A 17,713-nucleotide genomic window follows, 5' to 3' on the forward strand; every position below is an offset into this window, starting at 1 on the left:
TATCTAATTTACTTATCTTTATATCAAATTAATTTAGTTATGTCTCAACCTCTTCTTTTTTTTTGTTAGAAATCTTTACATATATGGTTTTTTATTGAATTTAAGGGTCGTAAGAACTAGTTTTTTACCTAAAAAACACGCAGATAGGCCTTCGTTTACAAAAGCTTTACATTGAGTTAAAACACAATTAATAGTCGGCTATTATTCTGTAAGTGTAAGGATTAATAGAAATGATCAAAATAAGGGGAAGCGTTCGGCTTCTCGTATGTATTTACACTAATAGTAAACAATAGATATTAAATAGACATAGAGAGACTTTTATTGTGCTCAAAACGGTTAAAGACGATGAAGGAGGATTATCCAATGGCAATAACAATGGAATTGACTAACAAAGAAAAAGTAAATACTCCGCAAACAAAAGAAATTGTATATAAAACAAAAGGTTTGAATTTATGGTATGGCAACACACATGCCTTAAAAAATATTGATTTAGACATTCATGCTAACGAAGTTACCGCGATCATCGGTCCATCGGGCTGCGGAAAATCAACATATATTAAAACGTTAAATCGTATGGTAGAAATGACGCCAATTGTCCGTACATCAGGTGAAATTGAGTATAGAGGAAAAAATATTTTTGATAAATCGTACCATGTGGAAGAGCTGCGCACGCAAGTAGGAATGGTTTTCCAAAAACCAAATCCGTTCCCAAAATCTATTTATGATAATATCGCGTACGGTCCAAGAATTCATGGCGTTCGCAACAAGAAAAAACTAGATGAAATTGTTGAAAAAAGTTTACGAGGAGCAGCTATTTGGGACGAAGTTAAAGATCGTTTGAATCAAAATGCGAATGGGTTGTCAGGTGGACAACAGCAGCGTATCTGTATTGCGCGCTGCTTGGCTATTGAACCCGACGTTATTTTAATGGATGAGCCTACTTCTGCACTCGATCCAATTTCGACATTAAAAGTAGAAGAGTTAGTACAAGAATTAAAGAAAGACTTCAGCATTATTATTGTTACACATAATATGCAGCAAGCGGCACGTATTTCAGATAAAACAGCATTTTTCTTAAATGGAGAAGTGGTAGAGTACGCAGAAACAGATAAAATCTTCTCAATGCCATCTGATAAACGCACAGAAGATTATATTACAGGTCGTTTCGGTTAAGACATACAAGGAGATGGGATGAGTGGTTGTACGCGAAAAGTTTCATGGTGATTTAAAGATATTACGTGAAAAATTATTAGAAATAGGGCGCTTAACGCATGAGGCGTTATCAAAATCAATTGAAGCGTTGCAAACAAGTAACGTTGAGCTGGCGCTAGAAATTATCGACGGTGATTCATACGTGGATGACTTAGAAGAAGAAATTAATGATCTAGCTATCCTACTGATTGCAAAGCAGCAGCCCGTGGCTATTGATTTAAGACGTATTATTGTGGCAATTAAAATTGCTTCGGATGTTGAGCGTATGGCAGATTTTGCCGTTAATGTAGCAAAATCAGCTATACGAATTGGAAACGAAGAATTAATTAAGCCGTTAGAACATGTAAAGAAAATGCACGATATTTCGATTGAAATGCTGAGCCTTTCGTTAAAAGCTTATCACGAAGAAGATCTTGTGTTGGCTAAAAAAGTAGCGGAAATGGACGATCAAGTGGATGAGCTTTACGGAATAACAATTAAAGAACTTTTAAGTCTTGCTAAAGAAAAGCAGGAGGCTATGAACCAAATTACACAGCTTTTATTTGTAGCCCGTTATTTAGAGCGTATGGCTGATCATACCACTAACGTAGCAGAAAGCGTATTTTACCTTGTAAAAGGCAAACGCTACGATTTAAATGAATAGTGGAAAAAGAGGCTGGGACAAAAGTGTTTTAGTTGAAGGAAGATCCGAACGATGAATCGTTCGGATTTTTTTCATTGTATCGAGAAACGTAGGTTTAATGTAGCTGCTTCTAGCTGTTAATGAGAGGGAAGGGCAAAGACTCCTGCAGGAAAAGCGGAAGCGACGAGGAGGCTCATCGCCGCCCTCGGAAAGCGACATTTTGCACGGAAATCAACAGCGGTGTAACAAACGATTCATACGGGCTCATGCATCCAATTTGCTGGCCTGGATTTTTTAACACAAATCGACAAATTGCGTTTATTGTAGCAACTTTTTCTGAATGGTAAGATGTTAATAAGTTTATACGGCATTTATATGTAGAAAAAACAATCTAAGAAACGAAGTGATAAAACAGTGGCTCCTAATCTTATTCAAAACTTAAATGTGTGTATAGCTACTCAGCTTGACTCATCTCGTATTTATGTTCACTGGTCGTTTTCAGAGCATATTCGAGAAATGGTAGAAAGTATGTTTTCGACACGATGGGAAGAATTGAATCTAGCTATGTGTACGTATGATATAACAGGCCTTCATTTTAACGGCCATGAATCAAACCGCTATTATATGAAGGGTCTTACTCCTAAGCAAGACTTCATATTTATGAATAGCTTGGAAAGTGAGCGCACGTATGTAATAGATATTGGTATTCAAGATAAAGAAGGAAGTTTTTTTTCCCTTCTTCGTTCGAATCCGGTTTATTTGATGAAAGAACAGCATGAACAAGTGAATGTAACGTCGTTGAGCTGGATGTACGAACCTGTAAAAGTTCACCAGGGTGTTCAAAATGAATTTAGCACATATTCCTTATATTCAAATGACTTGGAGCAGGTGAAGAAGCAATATGAATAGTGATGACTGTATTCTTTTAACTTATATGCATTATCCGTTGCTACATGTACTTCAAGCAGAGAGTGAGTATCCGCTGTTTGAACAAGTAACGAACGAATTCATCCCTTTTTTAGATCAAATTGAGTCTGAAAAATTGATAGGTGCAACAGCTGTGATGTCTTGTGTATTTTTGAACGTATTAAACGACGAGGAGTTTAATACTCGTTACGCTCAGTATTTACACCAGTTTTCAAGCCGGCAGCATCAGAGAGCACTCACTTTTTTAAAAAAATGGGACGGGAGCTTGTTCTCAGCCTGCAAATATTTCTTTCAGCATGACATGCTGGAATGTATTCCTACTACCGTAACGAACGCGTTCGTTTCCATCCTTAAAACAGAACAAACATTAAATCTCCAAATTACAGAAGCAATACGTGTTTTTCAACAGTTTTTTGAAAAAAAGCCCGTCGGTTTTTTTATACAGCAAGGAGAGTATACTCATCAAGTAGATATGCTCCTGAAATCTCATGAAATGCGCTATACCTTTGTGAAGTCATCAACAGATGAACTAAAAAAGTCCCCTGCTGGTATTATCTTGTTTCCATATCCTAAGCAAGGAAAACAAGTTGAGGAAGGAACAATGAATAAAGCGAGCGCTGTTTTGGATTTGAAAGCGAAGGACACGCTTGGCTTTCAGCGAATGCAAGCAGCAAGCGGTACATTTCAATATCCTTTAGATTACGCGAGGGATATAGAGTTTTATCAAAATGAAACTCTTGCACTCTACGGTGCAACAAAAAGCGCCGAATTTGTCAGTGAGAACAATCAATTGTTTATTTCAACCGTACAGAAGTCAGAGGCGATGCTAGGTGTGATCGATTTTAAGCATCCTAGCGTGGTGAATGCTATCTACCGACAGTGGCTCCTTTTAAGTAGCAGCGATTGGCTTTATACTTTTGAAAAAGTCAGAGGTGAATACGAAAGGCAAATAAAGCTGTTTGATTTTCTCTGTCACGAAGAGAATCCAAGGATGGATAGTGAAAACAGTTTTCTTTCAGGAAGTTCTTTTTTATACCCTGTAAAAGAGATAGAGCCGTCGGCTTTATCAGTAAATCAATATAAAGGCGGTCTCGCCATTTTAATGCTTGCATGGGAATTCCCTCCTCTAGTTATCGGAGGACTTGCACGACATGTATTTGATTTATCCAGAGCGTTAGCTAGAGCGGGCCATCACGTTAGTGTATTAACGACCTATGTAGAGGGGCTGCCGGAATATGAACGTTTATACGGTGTTCACGTTTACAGAGTTAAAAGCCTGCAGCCTCATCATCCGGATTTTTTGACATGGGTAAACAGTTTGAACGTGGCTATGGCTCTTAGAGGACTGCAGTTAGGCTACAAGCTGTCTTTTGACGTTATTCATGCTCATGACTGGCTTGTTGCATCCGCAGCAAAATGTTTAGCAGATAAAACGGATAGGCCGCTAATTACGACCATTCATGCGACAGAACATGGGCGCAATAATGGTATTCATAATGACATGCAGCAGAAAATTCACTTGCAAGAAGAGGAGCTGATTAGACAATCAAGCTCAATCATTGTCTGCAGCGACTATATGAAGAAAGAATTAATCACTTTATTTCACGTAGAACAGGATAAAATTGCTATATTTCCAAATGGAATTGACAAGCAGCTGGTAGTCGACGCAGTAAATGAACGGTTAAAAGAAAGTTTACAAAAGAAATATAATTTTAGAAAGGCCCCTATTATTTTTTCAATTGGACGAATTGTATATGAAAAAGGATTTCAGTTATTTATTGAAGCAGCGGAACTATTTAAGAAAAAACAAATAGATGTTCAATTTGTTGTGGCGGGAAAAGGGCCTTTACTTCATGAATTTCGAACACAGGTAAGTGAAAAGCAATTAGACAAATACGTGTATTTTATTGGATACATTACCGATAACGAACGAAATCAACTTCTTCAAGCTTGCAAAATGGTTGTTTTTCCAAGTCTATATGAACCTTTTGGAATTGTGGCTTTAGAGGGGATGGTAGCCAAGAAGCCAACCATCGTTGCCGATACAGGAGGTCTAAGCGATATTGTTTCACATTTCGACACGGGCCTGACGTTTGCTAGAGGAGATACGCTCGAATTAATCAACTGTATTGAATTTTTGTTAAAAAATGAAAAAATAGCTGCGAAAATCAGCGAAAATGGGTATAGAAAAGCAACAACGATGTTTAGCTGGGAGAAAATCGCTATTGATACAAGTAAGCTGTTTCAACATCACATTTGCCAAGATAAAAAAAGGAGGGAGGCAAAAAATTGAAAGCCATTATACTTGCTGGCGGTAAAGGAACAAGACTGCAGCCCTTGACCTACACGATTCCAAAGCCTATGCTGCCGCTTTACGATAAACCTGTGATGGAATATAGCATTGAACTGCTTAAGAAACATGGAATTACAGAGATTGGGATTACGCTGCAGTATAGGCATGAACAAATTATTGAATACTTTGGGGATGGCTCTCAGTGGGGAGTGACGCTTACTTATTTTATCGAAAAAGAGCCTCTTGGAACAGCGGGCGGAATTAAGCGAGCAGAGGCCTTTATTGAGGAAGACTGTATTATTATTAGTGGAGATGCCTTAACAGAAATTAATCTTCAAGACGTTATTCATTTTCATTATGAACAAAAAAGCGAAATGACCATTGTTACAAAAGAAGTAAACGACGTGCGGGGTTATGGAGTGGTGACGATAGATGAAGGGAATCGAGTCACGGGATTTGTAGAGAAACCGACCTACGAACAGGCCAATAGCCGATTGATTAATACGGGAGTGTATGTGATCAAAAAATCCGTTCTTGATTACGTGAATTCTTATGGTCCTACAGATTTTAGCTTTGACATTATCCCGCTGCTTTTGGAATATAATCATACTGTGTGCAGTTTTGTAACGGAAGATTATTGGATTGATATTGGGCAAATCCACCATTATCGTCAAGCACACTATGATCTGTGGAGGAAGTGGTTCGGCAATAGACAGGAAAGTATTGTCTCAGATGATGCGCTTATAGAAGAAGGGGTGACTATTTACGATCCGGTTTACGTAGGAGAAAATGTGGTGATTAGAAAAGGTGCTTCAATTGGTCCTTACACGATTATCGGAACCAATAGTATCATAGAAGCACATGCTGCAATCGATAAAACGATTTTGCTTCAAAACGTAACGGTGGGGGCAGAATCGTTTTTATACAACGCTACGATAGGTCCCTATGTAAATGTTCAAGCAATGACTACGTATGTCCAAGATACAGTAGCTGAAAATCAATTGCTACCTCAACTTTCTGTAAAACCAGATGTTTCTATCTTCAAAAACGGTCGCCTGTATGTACATTCATCTGTTGATCGAGAAAGACTATACAATGCGTTATTACTCGTATGCAAACACCAAGGGGCGTTCTGTCTAGCAAGCGATGATGAAGGAGAAGCCATTCAACTTCGCAAAGAATGCTTTTCTTTTTTACGGAGTAATCATTCAGCTGTGTATGATATTAAAAAAGAAGCTCTTCCGGTATTTCGATATTACATGATGACTTCACAAGCGAGGATTGGTATTTACATTGGTGTGGATAGCAAAAGCAGCGGCCTCTTTTTAGAAATATATGACAAGAAAGGGCAATTAGTTAATCAGCTTATTGAAAAAAAGATTGAGCGGATGTACCTTCAAGCTAAACAAGCAAACATAACAACTTCTGTTTCACTTAAAGAAACAAGCATAGGAAATATCAGGGAAGAATATTGTGATGCTTTAGTAAAATCAATTAATCAGCATGTTTTATTAGAAGACAGTACGCGGATTGGCGTAATTTGTTCGCCGTTTATACAGGAAGTTGTCGAATTGTTATGTAAGCGTCTTCGTGTCCGCGTTTTATTTTTAAACAAATGGGAGAAAACAGAAGAAATCAAACGAATAATTAAACGAAATAAGCTGTCTTTTTGTATTCAGATTAAAGAAGATGGAGAAACATTTGCTCTATATGATGAAAAAGGCTGCAGCGTAAATGACTCAGAAATTATGTCGCTTTATATTTATAGCGTATACATGACAAAAAAAGTAGCATTCGTTCCTATTCCTATACACTATTCATCCACACTAGAAACATTTGCTCAATCTCTCAATCAATCATTTATGAGGACAAAAGCAAAAAAACGTGACTTGCTTAGTCTTTTGGGGCCCGTTCAATTTCAGTTAGATGCCATGTACGCTTTATGTCAGCTGATCGAATTAATTATGGTGCAACAGCGTAGAATTTCTGAAATGATTCAATATGTCCCTCACGCTTATATGAACTGGCGCTATATTTCATGTCCGATAGAAATTCAAGAACAAGTGATGAAGAAGTTATTAGAAGAAGCAATCGGTAAACAAGTGTATGTCATTGATGGTTTGAAAATTTACCATGATCCTCATGAATGGACGCTTATTTTGCCCGATGGTCACTTGCCTGTATTAAATATTTATTCAGAGGCGTTAAACACTCAGACTGCCAAGAAGCTGTCGGCATATTTTGTAGAAAAAATACAAGAATATCAAAGAGTGTAAATAATGGATTTTATTTAAAAGAAAGGAAGTACGCCTCTCATAAAAAGAGTTCCGCCTATTTTAAGAAACTTCATCTATATATAAGGCGTAGCAGAGAAGGAGCTGAGGACTCTAAGAGGAAAGAAAAAGTGAAGAAATGAAATTAAATGACTTTCTTCAAAAAAACAGACTGGCATTTCCTTTCGAAAAATGATATTATATTAAAGTCTGATTTATGTTTATAATGTTTGGAGGGAAAATAGATGCGCGTAAACGTTACATTAGCTTGCACTGAAACTGGTGACCGTAATTACATTACAACTAAAAACAAGCGTAATAACCCAGATCGTCTTGAGTTAAAAAAATACAGCCCAAGACTTAAAAAAGTTACACTTCATCGTGAAACAAAGTAAGCAGTAGGAGTACAATCCTGCTGTTTTTTTTTATAGGGGGGGAATTAAAATGAAATCTCATCTGCGCAAAGAGATGAAGCGCGTTCTTAATTTAATTTCTGAAGAGCAGCACGAGGCACATTCAACGAGCATAGCAAATGCACTGTATGAAACTTGTTTATGGAAAGAGGCTAGAGTCATTGCAGCTACGGTTTCAAGAAATAAAGAAGTTAATACGAAAGCCATCATTGAACGGGCTTGGAAAGATGGAAAGAAAGTAGCTGTTCCAAAATGCAACCCCACAACATCTCAAATGGTTTTCTACGAGATTACGAATTTTTCACAGCTTGAAACAGTGTACTACGGGTTAGCCGAACCAATTGTTGAAGAAACGGTTCCCGTTTCAAAATCTTCAATTGATTTACTCCTTGTGCCTGGCGTGGTATATAGCAAGAATGGATATCGTATCGGCTATGGAGGCGGCTATTACGATCGGTATTTAACAGATTATACTGGACAGAAGCTAAGCCTTGCGTTTGATTGTCAAGTCGTTTCAGAGGTTCCATATGAATCTCATGATATTCCCGTTGAATATATTTTGACAGAGAAGGAGCTTATTTGCTGTGAATCCGTTTGATGCTGTCATGATAATCGTGATATTGCTCATGGCAGGAGCGGGCTACATAGCAAAAGCACTGACAGTATCGGGAGCCTGCATGTCTTTCATCGTAGGAGCGAGCGTTTATATCGGTTTTTCGCTTCAAGGTTTTTTACTCTTACTCTTATTTTTTAGCACTTCTACGTTGTGTAGTAAGTATAAAAAAGAAAAAAAACGCGCATTAGAAGAAAAGCTAGAGAAGCACGACAGGCGAGATTACATTCAAGTCCTTGCTAATGGAGGTGTAGCTGCTGCTTGCGGTTTGTTATATGCTGCAACAGCTTTGCCTGTTTACATGTGGATGTTTATGATTAGTATCTCAGCTGCTAATGCTGACACATGGGCATCTGAAATAGGGTCTCTTAGTAAGAAGCCGCCGTTTTACATTTGGACGTTAAAGAGAGTAGAAGCGGGTACTTCAGGAGCCGTTTCACTTTTAGGTACAGCAGCCGGAGCAGCCGGAGCTTTTCTTATTGCTGCCGCTTGTTATTTTGCTTTTCCATCCGTATCGCTGAGTAGTATATTGCTAGTTGGGTGCTTTGGTTTTATTGGAAACGCTATAGACACTCTTCTTGGAGCAAGTGTGCAAGTTCGCTTTCGCTGTCAAAGCTGCGGTATTGAAACGGAACGGAAAGATCATTGCGGCAAGCCAACCGTAAAAGAAAAAGGAATAACGTTCTTTAACAATGATGTTGTGAATCTTGCCGCTATTTTGCTTGCTGCTTTTACAGGCGGAATCCTTATCCTGCTTTTACCTATATAAGAGCATAAAATGTTCGTCATAGGAGCAAAGTAAACGTAAGGAGGCTTGAAAATGAGACATATTGTATTAGTACTTACGCTTTTAGTTGTTGGAACGCTGGGCTACCAAATGAGATACCGTGTTTTAAATTCGCTGTTTGGAAATTCATTTATCCGCAGTCTAGCTGTTCGTTCATTTTTTAATTTGCCGTTTGTTCGGGATCGTTTAATGAAGCAGGTCTTCCGCTAAGAGCGAAAGATACATAAAAAACACCTTACAGACATGTAAGGTGTTTTTTCGTAGAAAAAGAAAAAGGGAAAATCGTTGCTTTTTTCCTGGCTTTCTGCCATCTTTACATATAGAGAGTGTGAGGAGGTGACTATTTGTCTAGGCAAGATTTTTATTATTTGCAGGTGGCACAGCAATTGCTTGGCCATTCTTCATATGAGCTGATTTCGATGAAAGCTGATGCTTCAGAGCTATGGTTTCAATCTCACTATCGCAAAGATAAGTCAATAATTCGCATAGTCCGCCGTAATTTCAAATCAGTCGTTGAGCAGCAAAAAGATGTATTGTATGCATTACAAAGAGCTGAGAATGTGCGAAAGCAGGGCGGTAAATCAACGCTTACTCTTAACACAATTTACTTTGCTGATTTTGATCCTTTTTATACAGAGCAGTCCTTAGAAAGTGCGCCGAGTCCCTCTAAAGTGAATAGTTATGTTGAACAACTAACGGCAGAGAAAGCAAGCGCTTATGAATCTCTATTCGAACGGCTGGGTCTTACATTAGAAAGCGCAGACAATTTCTCTTCCGAAGAAGAAGCTCAGCAGATAGAACAGTGGAAACATAAAATTGTGCTTTTTGTGCAGAAAAAACAAAGCGAAGAACAGCAAATAGCTGGATACGGAAAGCCTATTTTTACATATATATTTTTAGCGATGCAAATCTTAATGTTTCTATTTCTGGAGTGGAAAAGCAGTACGCAAAATACGCTCACTCTGATTCAATACGGAGCTAAATATAACCCCTTAATTATAGAAGGCGAATGGTGGCGTTTTTTTACACCTATAATTTTGCATATAGGACTTCTGCATTTGCTTATGAATAGTGTAGCCCTGTATTATTTAGGAACGCTTGTAGAGCGGATATATGGCAGCGGGCGTTTTGTCTTTATTTATATATTTGCCGGGTTTGCAGGATCTCTAGGAAGTTTTATATGGAATACGTCTATTTCCGCAGGAGCCTCAGGGGCCATTTTCGGTTGCTTTGGAGCTTTACTGTTTTTAGCAAGAACAAATCCACGCTTCTTTTTTCGAACAATGGGATCGAGTTTCATTGTCATCATTGTGATTAACTTGATTTTTGGATTTGTTGCGCCGAACGTCGATAATGCAGGGCATATTGGCGGTTTGGTTGGCGGATTTTTAGCTGCAAGCATCGTCAGTTTACCGAAACAAAAAAAGCTGTATATTCAGATTCCGGCTTTCATTTGCACACTTTTATTAGTAGGAAGTCTGCTTTTTTATGGATATCATGAGCGTTCTGTTTATCAAGATGAGCCATATGCACTCAGCGTAGCGGCTACGTATCTTCAGCAGAAACAGTATGAAGAAGCAAAAGACGCCATCAAGCTTTTTATTGAAAAAGGGACAAGCAATAGTGACATATATTTTATCAGTGCTAGCGCAGAACTTTATCTTGAAAATTATAAAGAAGCTAAACAGCAATTGAATCAGGCTGTAAAGTATGATTCAACTTTTCATGAGGCGTATTACTATTTAGCTTTGGTGAATATAAAACTGAACGATATTTCAGCGGCCACACAAAATATCGACAAAGCAATTGCGCTTGAACCACAAAGTAAAAAATATGAAAAGCTGAAGCGACAGCTAGAAAATTAAAACTGTTGAATGACGAATTTAATATTTTATACTTTACTATTGTGAGAACGTTTACTAGAATATTAATATGTAGACCTAGCAGTGGGCGTTAAATACGGCCGCTGTTTATGACTGAATGACTGTTGAGTTATCTCAAAATAAATGAATCATATCACCTAGAAAATAGGATAAAGGTGACAGAATGAATACGCTATATGATGTACAACAATTATTAAAGTCCTTCGGCATTTTTATATACGTAGGCGATCGTACTGCTGATTTAGAGCTGATGGAAGCGGAAGTAAAAGAATTATATCAGTCTAATTTGATTGATGTACGTGATTACCAAATGGCAATTCTTTTGCTTCGTCGAGAGTTAAAACAACAAAAAGAGAAAAAGGATGAATGAACATGGATGACAAATGGTTAGTTGGAGTTGATTTAGGCGGTACAACAATAAAAATGGCCTTTATTAATCATTATGGAGAAATCATTCACAAGTGGGAAATTAATACGGATGTGAGCGAGCAAGGCCGTAAGATTCCAACAGATATTGCAAAAGCAATTGATAAAAAGTTAAACGATCTTGGAGAAGTAAAGTCAAGGTTGGTGGGAATTGGTATTGGTGCACCGGGGCCTGTCAACTTTGCAAACGGTTCGATTGAAGTAGCTGTCAATTTAGGTTGGGAAAAATTCCCTATCAAAGATATCTTGGAAGTAGAAACTTCCCTTCCTGTTGTAGTAGACAATGATGCAAACATTGCAGCGATTGGAGAAATGTGGAAAGGTGCTGGAGACGGAGCAAAAGATTTGCTGTGCGTTACGCTTGGCACAGGTGTTGGCGGCGGTGTCATTGCCAACGGTGAAATTGTACAAGGCGTAAATGGAGCAGCTGGTGAGATTGGCCACATCACATCTATTCCTGAAGGCGGGGCACCGTGTAACTGCGGCAAAACCGGCTGTTTAGAAACAATTGCTTCAGCAACTGGGATTGTACGTTTAACGATGGAAGAGTTAACGGAAACGGACAAACCAAGTGAGCTTCGCACAGTGTTAGAACAAAACGGACAAGTTACATCTAAAGATGTATTTGATGCAGCTCGTTCAAAAGACGAGTTAGCTATGCATGTTGTAGATAAAGTTGCCTTTCATTTAGGCCTAGCACTAGCAAACTCTGCTAATGCATTAAACCCTGAGAAAATCGTTCTAGGTGGCGGTGTATCTCGTGCAGGCGAGGTATTACTTGCACCGGTAAGAGATTATTTCAAACGTTTTGCATTTCCTCGCGTAGCGCAAGGTGCTGAGCTAGCAATCGCTACTTTAGGAAACGATGCGGGAATTATTGGAGGAGCTTGGTTAGTTAAATCTTATTTTGAATAATAAGCATGAATCTAACTGAGATAAAAAAGCGCTTTGACTAAATGTCAAAGCGCTTTTTTATCATGCATCTTTTCAATCTTTACATATACATAGTGTAAAGGAGTGAAGATTATGCGAATTATAGATATCCAAAAGCCTTACGATTACAAGCGAACCATAAAAGACATACAAACACTTTTGACTTATTATCCCTATGGTTCTCTTGAATGGATAGGGTGCAGCGTGCTTGGAAAGCCGATTCCTCATATTTTAATTGGAAACGGAAAGAGAAAGGTTCATATCAATGCGTCGTTTCATGCTAATGAATGGATTACGACAAATGTTCTTCTACACTTTATGGAAGATTATTTAGCTGCTCTTCATTATGATCAGGCGTTGAACGGGCAAGATTCAAGAGCTCTTTTTAATCAAATTACGCTTTCTGCAGTTCCAATTGTTAACCCAGACGGAGTAGATCTGGTCTTAAAAGGTCCTGGTGTAGGCGAACCTTATGCGTCTTTTCTTTCTAAAATAGGGAGAGATTTTCCAGATTTTCAAAGCTGGAAAGCAAATATCCGAGGGGTGGACTTAAACAATCAGTTTCCGGCTTATTGGGAAATCGAAAAAAAGCGTAAAGAACCTAAAGCGCCGCATTATCGAGATTTTCCAGGCTATGAATCTCTCTCTGAACCTGAAGCTCAGGCAATGGTAAAACTCGTTGAGCGTCATGATTTTGATTGTGTGATTGCTTTACATACCCAAGGAGAAGAATTTTATTGGGGGTATATGAATGAAGAGCCTGAGGAAGCAGAGGAAATAGCAAGCTATTTTGAAAGGGTAAGCGGTTATAAAGCTGTCAAAACGATTGATAGTCACGCGGGATTCAAGGATTGGTTTATTTTAGAAAAGAAAAAGCTGGGGTTCACCCTAGAATTGGGGAAAGGGATTAATCCGCTGCCTTTATCTCAAATATCGCGCGTATATAATCCGACTAAAGCTATTTTAGTTGCGGCAATGGATTATCTGTCTATTTAAAAAGCCACGCAAAGCATATGCTTTGCATGGCTTTTTTAATGATGTACCGCCGGATAGCCGTGATGTATGATGGTCATCACGGTAAACCATCCGAATACACCGAATGTTAGTACCGAAAAACCAATGCCTAATATGTTTTTATTTCTCAAAGATGAAATAGCTGCAAATACGCCTAGCAATGTTGTTAGTGCAAAAATAATCATAAGACCCACTCGAAGAAACCTCCTTTAGGTAACTTAAAATTAAAGCGCTATCATTAGCTTATCCCTTCAATTGTAAAACTTTTCTAACCGTTTGTCGAGATGGAAACCAATCTTTCTTTTGCTTCTTTGGCTTAGAAAGGTCCTTACTTTCATTTATAAGATGATGTGTGTATGATAATGCATATAACGGAAATAAATTTACACAAGGAGGACACATTATGAACTATCATCGTATACCGCTAGGACCTATTCAAACGAATTGTTATGTCGTTGCTAACGAAAAAAAAGAATGTTTAATTTTTGATCCGGGAGCTCAGGGAAAACAGCTCGTTGAATTTCTCGAAAAACAAACGTATAAACCATTAGCTATTTTGCTGACACACGCTCATTTCGATCACATTGGAGGAGTAGATGAGGTGATGAATCACTACTCTATCCCGCTTTATGTACATAAAAAGGAAAAAGAATGGCTTCATAATAGTGACTTAAACGGGTCGAAATTTTTTGACCTAGGAGAAATTACAGCTCCAGATGCAACCGATATTATTTCATCAGAAGGCAATTTAACAATCGGTTCATTCCAATTTGAGGTGTATGAAACGCCTGGTCATTCTCCTGGCAGCGTTTCATATTATTTCAAACCGGGTAACTTTGTAGTATCTGGTGACGCGCTTTTTGCAGGCGGCATCGGGCGCACAGATTTACCTGGAGGTAATCAAGCTCAGCTGTTAGAAAGCATCGAATCGAAATTGCTGTCCCTTCCAGAAGATACGCTTGTACTAAGCGGTCACGGACCTGAAACAACTGTGGGACACGAAATGGATCAAAATCCTTTTCTAAATGGGTTTTAAGAATACAAAAAGCGATGGAAGCCCATCGCTTTTCTCTTTACTGTCCTGGTGTCATCATAAAAGTTGACCAGTACGTGAACCCCACAAAAAAGACGGTCAAATATGCTCCAAAAACGTAAATGTACATTCTTTCAGACAGCTTTAAATAACTAAGAATTACAAAAAATCCTGTTTGAGCTAAAAAGAGTAAAGAAGTCTTATGCATGTGACCGAGGTAAAACATTACAGTGAAAATTGCTGTCCAGAACCCCATTACACGGTACATTCGTTCCACGTCCATTTCCTCCTTTATCAAACTTAGTTAGTGTCATGATGAATGTCATCGCTGTGTAAGCACTAGAAAGCACTTATGAAACTATATCGATACTTTTCCATTATAATACATCCTTTCTTTCCTGAAAACGCTATCTTTTCCTTGAAATACGACAGAAGAAAAAAAGTTATACAAAACGTATGCAAAATACTATACAAATGTTATACAAAACGTGTACAATGTATATAAACAATCTATAACTAAAAAACGGGAGGGTTTCATATGGAAGAAATTAAATTTTATACGTACCCGAGCTGTACATCATGTCGTAAAACGAAAAAGTGGCTAGTGAAGGAAGATGTAAATTTTAAAGAGCGTCATTTATTTAGAGAAACACCTACTCATAAAGAAATGCTTGAACTTCTTTCTATGACAACAGAAGGGATGGATGAACTTCTTGCTAAAAGAAGTCAGGAATATAAAAAGTTAAATGTTGATGTGGACAGCATGACGTTATCACAAGTAGTCAATCTATTAATTGAACATCCTCGTTTGCTTCGCCGCCCCATTTTAACGGATGGCAAAAAGCTTGTAGTAGGTTATAACGAATCTGCACTTAAAAATTTGGTCAAGAAAAAAACAAGTCTTGCGTCTCTAGTTGTGTAAGCATACATGATGAAGAAGCTCAATTCAGTAAATAACGAATAAAACGACAGCGTAGAGTTTTACATCACGTTGTCTTTTTTTACGTAATCGTTTAGAGGTGTACAGAAGTTGTACATCGTGTACAAGGACTGAAGCGAAGAAAAGAAGCGTATACGAAAAAAATTATAAAAATGAAAAAAGAAGAAGGAAAATCTCGAAAAAGGTCGAAATTACTGTTTCTAGGTGTTTTAAGAATCATCTTCATTACAAATAAAGGAGTGATGATCGTTTGACCGAAATTGAACAGTTTGCTACTTACGTTATACGAGATGCATGTGAGTGTCGAAGTTCTGATGTGCATATTGTGCCCCGAAAGAAAGATGCTGTGATTCAGCTGCGAATTGACCAGGAGCTTATTTTAAAGAGGGTTATTTCAAAGGAAATGTCTGAACGGCTCATTTCGCATTTTAAATTTTTAGGGGGAATGGATATTGGGGAGCGCAGAAAACCTCAAAATGGTGCATTGACCACTTCCGTTGATCACTATCAAGTAAATTTGCGTTTATCAACTCTTCCTACTTCTCATGATGAAAGTCTTGTTATTCGGCTTTTGCCTCATCAACAATCTACCTCTCTCAAACATTTATCTCTTTTTCCTGAACATACTAAAAAGCTTATTTCTCTCTTGAAATTCTCTCATGGATTAATTATTTTTACCGGTCCTACAGGATCAGGTAAAACCACTACTCTATATACTCTTTTACACGAAGTAAAGCACCTTTTTAATCGAAATGTTATTACACTAGAAGATCCTATTGAAAAACCGAGTGAAACCGTGCTTCAAGTGCAGGTAAATGAACGCGCAGGGATTACGTATACGACTGGTTTAAAAGCTATATTGCGCCATGATCCAGACATTATCATGGTGGGAGAAATAAGAGATAGTGAGACCGCCAAAATTGCTGTGAGAGCAGCGCTTACCGGACACTTGGTTTTGACAACGATGCATACTAAAGATACAAAAGGATCTTTGTACAGGCTGCTTGAGTTTGGCGTTAGCTTTCAAGAAATGGAGCAGACTCTTGTAGCAGTAGCTGCACAGCGTCTTGTAGAAATTCGCTGTCCGCTGTGTTCGGGAAAATGCCACCCTGCTTGTAAAAAAATGAGGAAGCATCGTCAGTCCAGTATATACGAATTGCTTTATGGCAAGGAGCTTAGCGCAGTGATGAGAGAAGTGAAAGGAGAAAATGCGGATTATGATTATAAGACGCTCCGAGATGTTATTCTAAAAGGAATCGCGCTAGGCTATTTATATCCGCATTCGCTAGACGGATGGGGGTAAAGACAAATAGACAAAAAAGGTGGTCTCTCGCTCAGCAAGCAAAAATTCTTAAGCAGGTCTCCAAGCTCTTAGAAAAAGGCTACACTCTTTCTCAAGCTCTTTCATTTTTGACGTTTCAAGTATCTAACAAAGAAAAAACGGATATTGAAAAATGTCTTGAGCAGTTAAAACGAGGAGAATCTTTGCACGATGCTTTTGTTAAACTTCAGTTTCACCGTGATATTTTAAGCTATTTATATTTTGCGGAACAGCATGGAAACCTTCAATTTGCTTTAAAAGAAAGTAGCTCAATGATTGAAGAAAAAGTAAGGCATCGTAAAAAATTTCAAAAGCTTGTTCAATATCCCGTATTGCTACTTCTGTTTATTCTTTCCATTTTATTTGTTTTAAGTACGGTTTTACTTCCGCAGTTTGAAGCTCTGTACTTATCCTTTGGAAACAAGCAGTCTTCGTTTATCCTCTTATTTATGCAGGCGATGTCGTTCTTTCCTTTTGTGTTACCTGCAGTCATCAGTATGCCAATCATCCTTTATTTGTTTTATGTAATTTACATTAAAAAATTGCCTCCAGTAGTTCAAATGCAGCTTTTTATGAGAGTTCCCGTTATCCGAACGTTCACACGACTATTTAACTCCTACTTTTTTTCTGTTCATATGAGCAATTTATTAAACGGTGGTTTATCTATTTATGAATGTTTTGCTCTTTTTCAAAAGCAGGAGCATCATCCGTTCTTTCAAGTGGAAGCTTTTGCTTTTACAGATCAACTTTCCTCAGGAATGCGATTAGATCATATCGTTTCAGCTAAATCTCATTATGAAAAAGACTTGGCTCATGTTATTGTGCATGGCCAGCAGAACGGTGAGCTTTCTCAAGAGCTGTATGATTACAGTCTATTTATGATGGAAAGAATGGAACAATTTATTTTTCGTATTTTAAAATATGTACAGCCGCTTACATTTTTGTTCATCGGAATGGTCATTCTGCTTATGTATATGTCCGTTATGCTTCCGATGTTAGAAGTGATGTCGAGCTTGTAGAAGG

Annotated in this window: 20 protein-coding genes; 18 read left to right on the forward strand and 2 right to left on the reverse strand. The window is 38.0% G+C overall.

Annotation, left to right across the window (positions count from 1 at the left end):
* The first annotated feature begins 375 nt into the window (after nucleotides 1-375).
* The 14 genes from pstB to SCI76_RS18040 all read left to right on the forward strand — a co-directional run bounded on the left by pstB (nucleotide 376) and on the right by SCI76_RS18040 (nucleotide 13,378).
* A complete protein-coding gene (gene pstB, locus SCI76_RS17975; protein WP_370506071.1) occupies nucleotides 376-1,173 on the forward strand; it encodes a phosphate ABC transporter ATP-binding protein PstB in 798 nt (265 codons plus the stop codon).
* 22 nt (nucleotides 1,174-1,195) lie between these two features.
* Entirely contained in the window at nucleotides 1,196-1,855 is a 660-nt protein-coding gene (gene phoU, locus SCI76_RS17980; protein ID WP_013059193.1) for a phosphate signaling complex protein PhoU, read from the forward strand.
* A 119-nt stretch (nucleotides 1,856-1,974) separates the two neighbouring features.
* Entirely contained in the window at nucleotides 1,975-2,181 is a 207-nt protein-coding gene (locus SCI76_RS17985) for a hypothetical protein (RefSeq protein WP_155404466.1), read from the forward strand.
* Nucleotides 2,182-2,248: 67 nt separating this feature from the next.
* Nucleotides 2,249-2,743 carry a DUF4912 domain-containing protein gene (locus tag SCI76_RS17990; RefSeq protein ID WP_034271122.1) on the forward strand — a complete coding sequence of 165 codons (495 nt, stop codon included), beginning with the start codon at nucleotides 2,249-2,251 and terminating at the stop codon, nucleotides 2,741-2,743.
* Nucleotides 2,736-5,054: a glycosyltransferase gene (locus tag SCI76_RS17995; protein WP_221832005.1), complete on the forward strand. Its 2,319-nt coding sequence runs from the start codon at nucleotides 2,736-2,738 to the stop codon at nucleotides 5,052-5,054. The genes SCI76_RS17990 and SCI76_RS17995 overlap by 8 nt, the downstream gene beginning before the upstream one ends.
* Nucleotides 5,051-7,330, forward strand: a complete 2,280-nt coding sequence (locus tag SCI76_RS18000; protein WP_221832008.1) for a sugar phosphate nucleotidyltransferase — start codon at nucleotides 5,051-5,053, stop codon at nucleotides 7,328-7,330. Before SCI76_RS17995 ends, SCI76_RS18000 begins: the two co-directional genes overlap by 4 nt.
* Before the next feature lie 242 nt (nucleotides 7,331-7,572).
* The gene (gene rpmG / locus SCI76_RS18005) at nucleotides 7,573-7,722 is read left to right on the forward strand and encodes a 50S ribosomal protein L33 (protein ID WP_013059189.1); all 150 of its coding nucleotides are present in this window, start codon (nucleotides 7,573-7,575) and stop codon (nucleotides 7,720-7,722) included.
* Nucleotides 7,723-7,771: 49 nt separating this feature from the next.
* Complete coding sequence (locus SCI76_RS18010) at nucleotides 7,772-8,338, forward strand: 5-formyltetrahydrofolate cyclo-ligase (protein WP_028411620.1); 567 nt, start codon at nucleotides 7,772-7,774, stop codon at nucleotides 8,336-8,338.
* Nucleotides 8,325-9,122: a DUF92 domain-containing protein gene (locus tag SCI76_RS18015; protein ID WP_047749836.1), complete on the forward strand. Its 798-nt coding sequence runs from the start codon at nucleotides 8,325-8,327 to the stop codon at nucleotides 9,120-9,122. The genes SCI76_RS18010 and SCI76_RS18015 overlap by 14 nt, the downstream gene beginning before the upstream one ends.
* 51 nt (nucleotides 9,123-9,173) lie before the next feature.
* Nucleotides 9,174-9,350: a hypothetical protein gene (locus tag SCI76_RS18020; protein WP_013059186.1), complete on the forward strand. Its 177-nt coding sequence runs from the start codon at nucleotides 9,174-9,176 to the stop codon at nucleotides 9,348-9,350.
* Nucleotides 9,351-9,484: 134 nt separating this feature from the next.
* On the forward strand, nucleotides 9,485-11,005 hold the full coding sequence (locus SCI76_RS18025; RefSeq protein WP_221832010.1) for a rhomboid family intramembrane serine protease: 1,521 nt from the start codon (nucleotides 9,485-9,487) through the stop codon (nucleotides 11,003-11,005).
* Nucleotides 11,006-11,186: 181 nt separating this feature from the next.
* Nucleotides 11,187-11,393 (forward strand): YqgQ family protein, encoded by a 207-nt coding sequence (locus SCI76_RS18030; protein ID WP_028411617.1) that lies wholly within the window; start codon nucleotides 11,187-11,189, stop codon nucleotides 11,391-11,393.
* Nucleotides 11,394-11,395: 2 nt separating this feature from the next.
* Nucleotides 11,396-12,364: an ROK family glucokinase gene (locus tag SCI76_RS18035; protein ID WP_013059183.1), complete on the forward strand. Its 969-nt coding sequence runs from the start codon at nucleotides 11,396-11,398 to the stop codon at nucleotides 12,362-12,364.
* 111 nt (nucleotides 12,365-12,475) lie between these two features.
* Nucleotides 12,476-13,378, forward strand: coding sequence for a M14 family metallocarboxypeptidase (locus SCI76_RS18040; RefSeq protein ID WP_063248513.1), 903 nt, complete (start codon nucleotides 12,476-12,478; stop codon nucleotides 13,376-13,378).
* Nucleotides 13,379-13,413: 35 nt separating this feature from the next.
* Here SCI76_RS18040 and SCI76_RS18045 read toward each other — a convergent pair whose 3' ends face one another.
* Nucleotides 13,414-13,590 carry a DUF2759 domain-containing protein gene (locus SCI76_RS18045; protein WP_028411614.1) on the reverse strand — a complete coding sequence of 59 codons (177 nt, stop codon included), beginning with the start codon at nucleotides 13,588-13,590 and terminating at the stop codon, nucleotides 13,414-13,416.
* A 209-nt stretch (nucleotides 13,591-13,799) separates the two neighbouring features.
* Here SCI76_RS18045 and SCI76_RS18050 point away from each other — a divergent pair, with 209 nt between their 5' ends.
* Nucleotides 13,800-14,432, forward strand: a complete 633-nt coding sequence (locus SCI76_RS18050; RefSeq protein ID WP_063248514.1) for an MBL fold metallo-hydrolase — start codon at nucleotides 13,800-13,802, stop codon at nucleotides 14,430-14,432.
* Nucleotides 14,433-14,469: 37 nt separating this feature from the next.
* Here SCI76_RS18050 and SCI76_RS18055 read toward each other — a convergent pair whose 3' ends face one another.
* A complete protein-coding gene (locus SCI76_RS18055) occupies nucleotides 14,470-14,706 on the reverse strand; it encodes a DUF2626 domain-containing protein (RefSeq protein ID WP_013059179.1) in 237 nt (78 codons plus the stop codon).
* A 261-nt stretch (nucleotides 14,707-14,967) separates the two neighbouring features.
* On the opposite strand from SCI76_RS18055, the gene SCI76_RS18060 reads away from it, so the two are divergent.
* The 3 genes from SCI76_RS18060 to comGB all read left to right on the forward strand — a co-directional run bounded on the left by SCI76_RS18060 (nucleotide 14,968) and on the right by comGB (nucleotide 17,709).
* A complete protein-coding gene (locus tag SCI76_RS18060; protein WP_028411612.1) occupies nucleotides 14,968-15,351 on the forward strand; it encodes a Spx/MgsR family RNA polymerase-binding regulatory protein in 384 nt (127 codons plus the stop codon).
* Between the two features lie 268 nt (nucleotides 15,352-15,619).
* Complete coding sequence (gene comGA / locus SCI76_RS18065; RefSeq protein WP_028411611.1) at nucleotides 15,620-16,672, forward strand: competence type IV pilus ATPase ComGA; 1,053 nt, start codon at nucleotides 15,620-15,622, stop codon at nucleotides 16,670-16,672.
* A complete protein-coding gene (comGB, locus tag SCI76_RS18070; protein ID WP_033579696.1) occupies nucleotides 16,663-17,709 on the forward strand; it encodes a competence type IV pilus assembly protein ComGB in 1,047 nt (348 codons plus the stop codon). The genes comGA and comGB overlap by 10 nt, the downstream gene beginning before the upstream one ends.
* Nucleotides 17,710-17,713 lie beyond the last annotated feature (4 nt).

The organism is Priestia sp. HNGD-A6 (assembly GCF_045784335.1).
Lineage (GTDB): Bacteria > Bacillota > Bacilli > Bacillales > Bacillaceae_H > Priestia > Priestia zanthoxyli.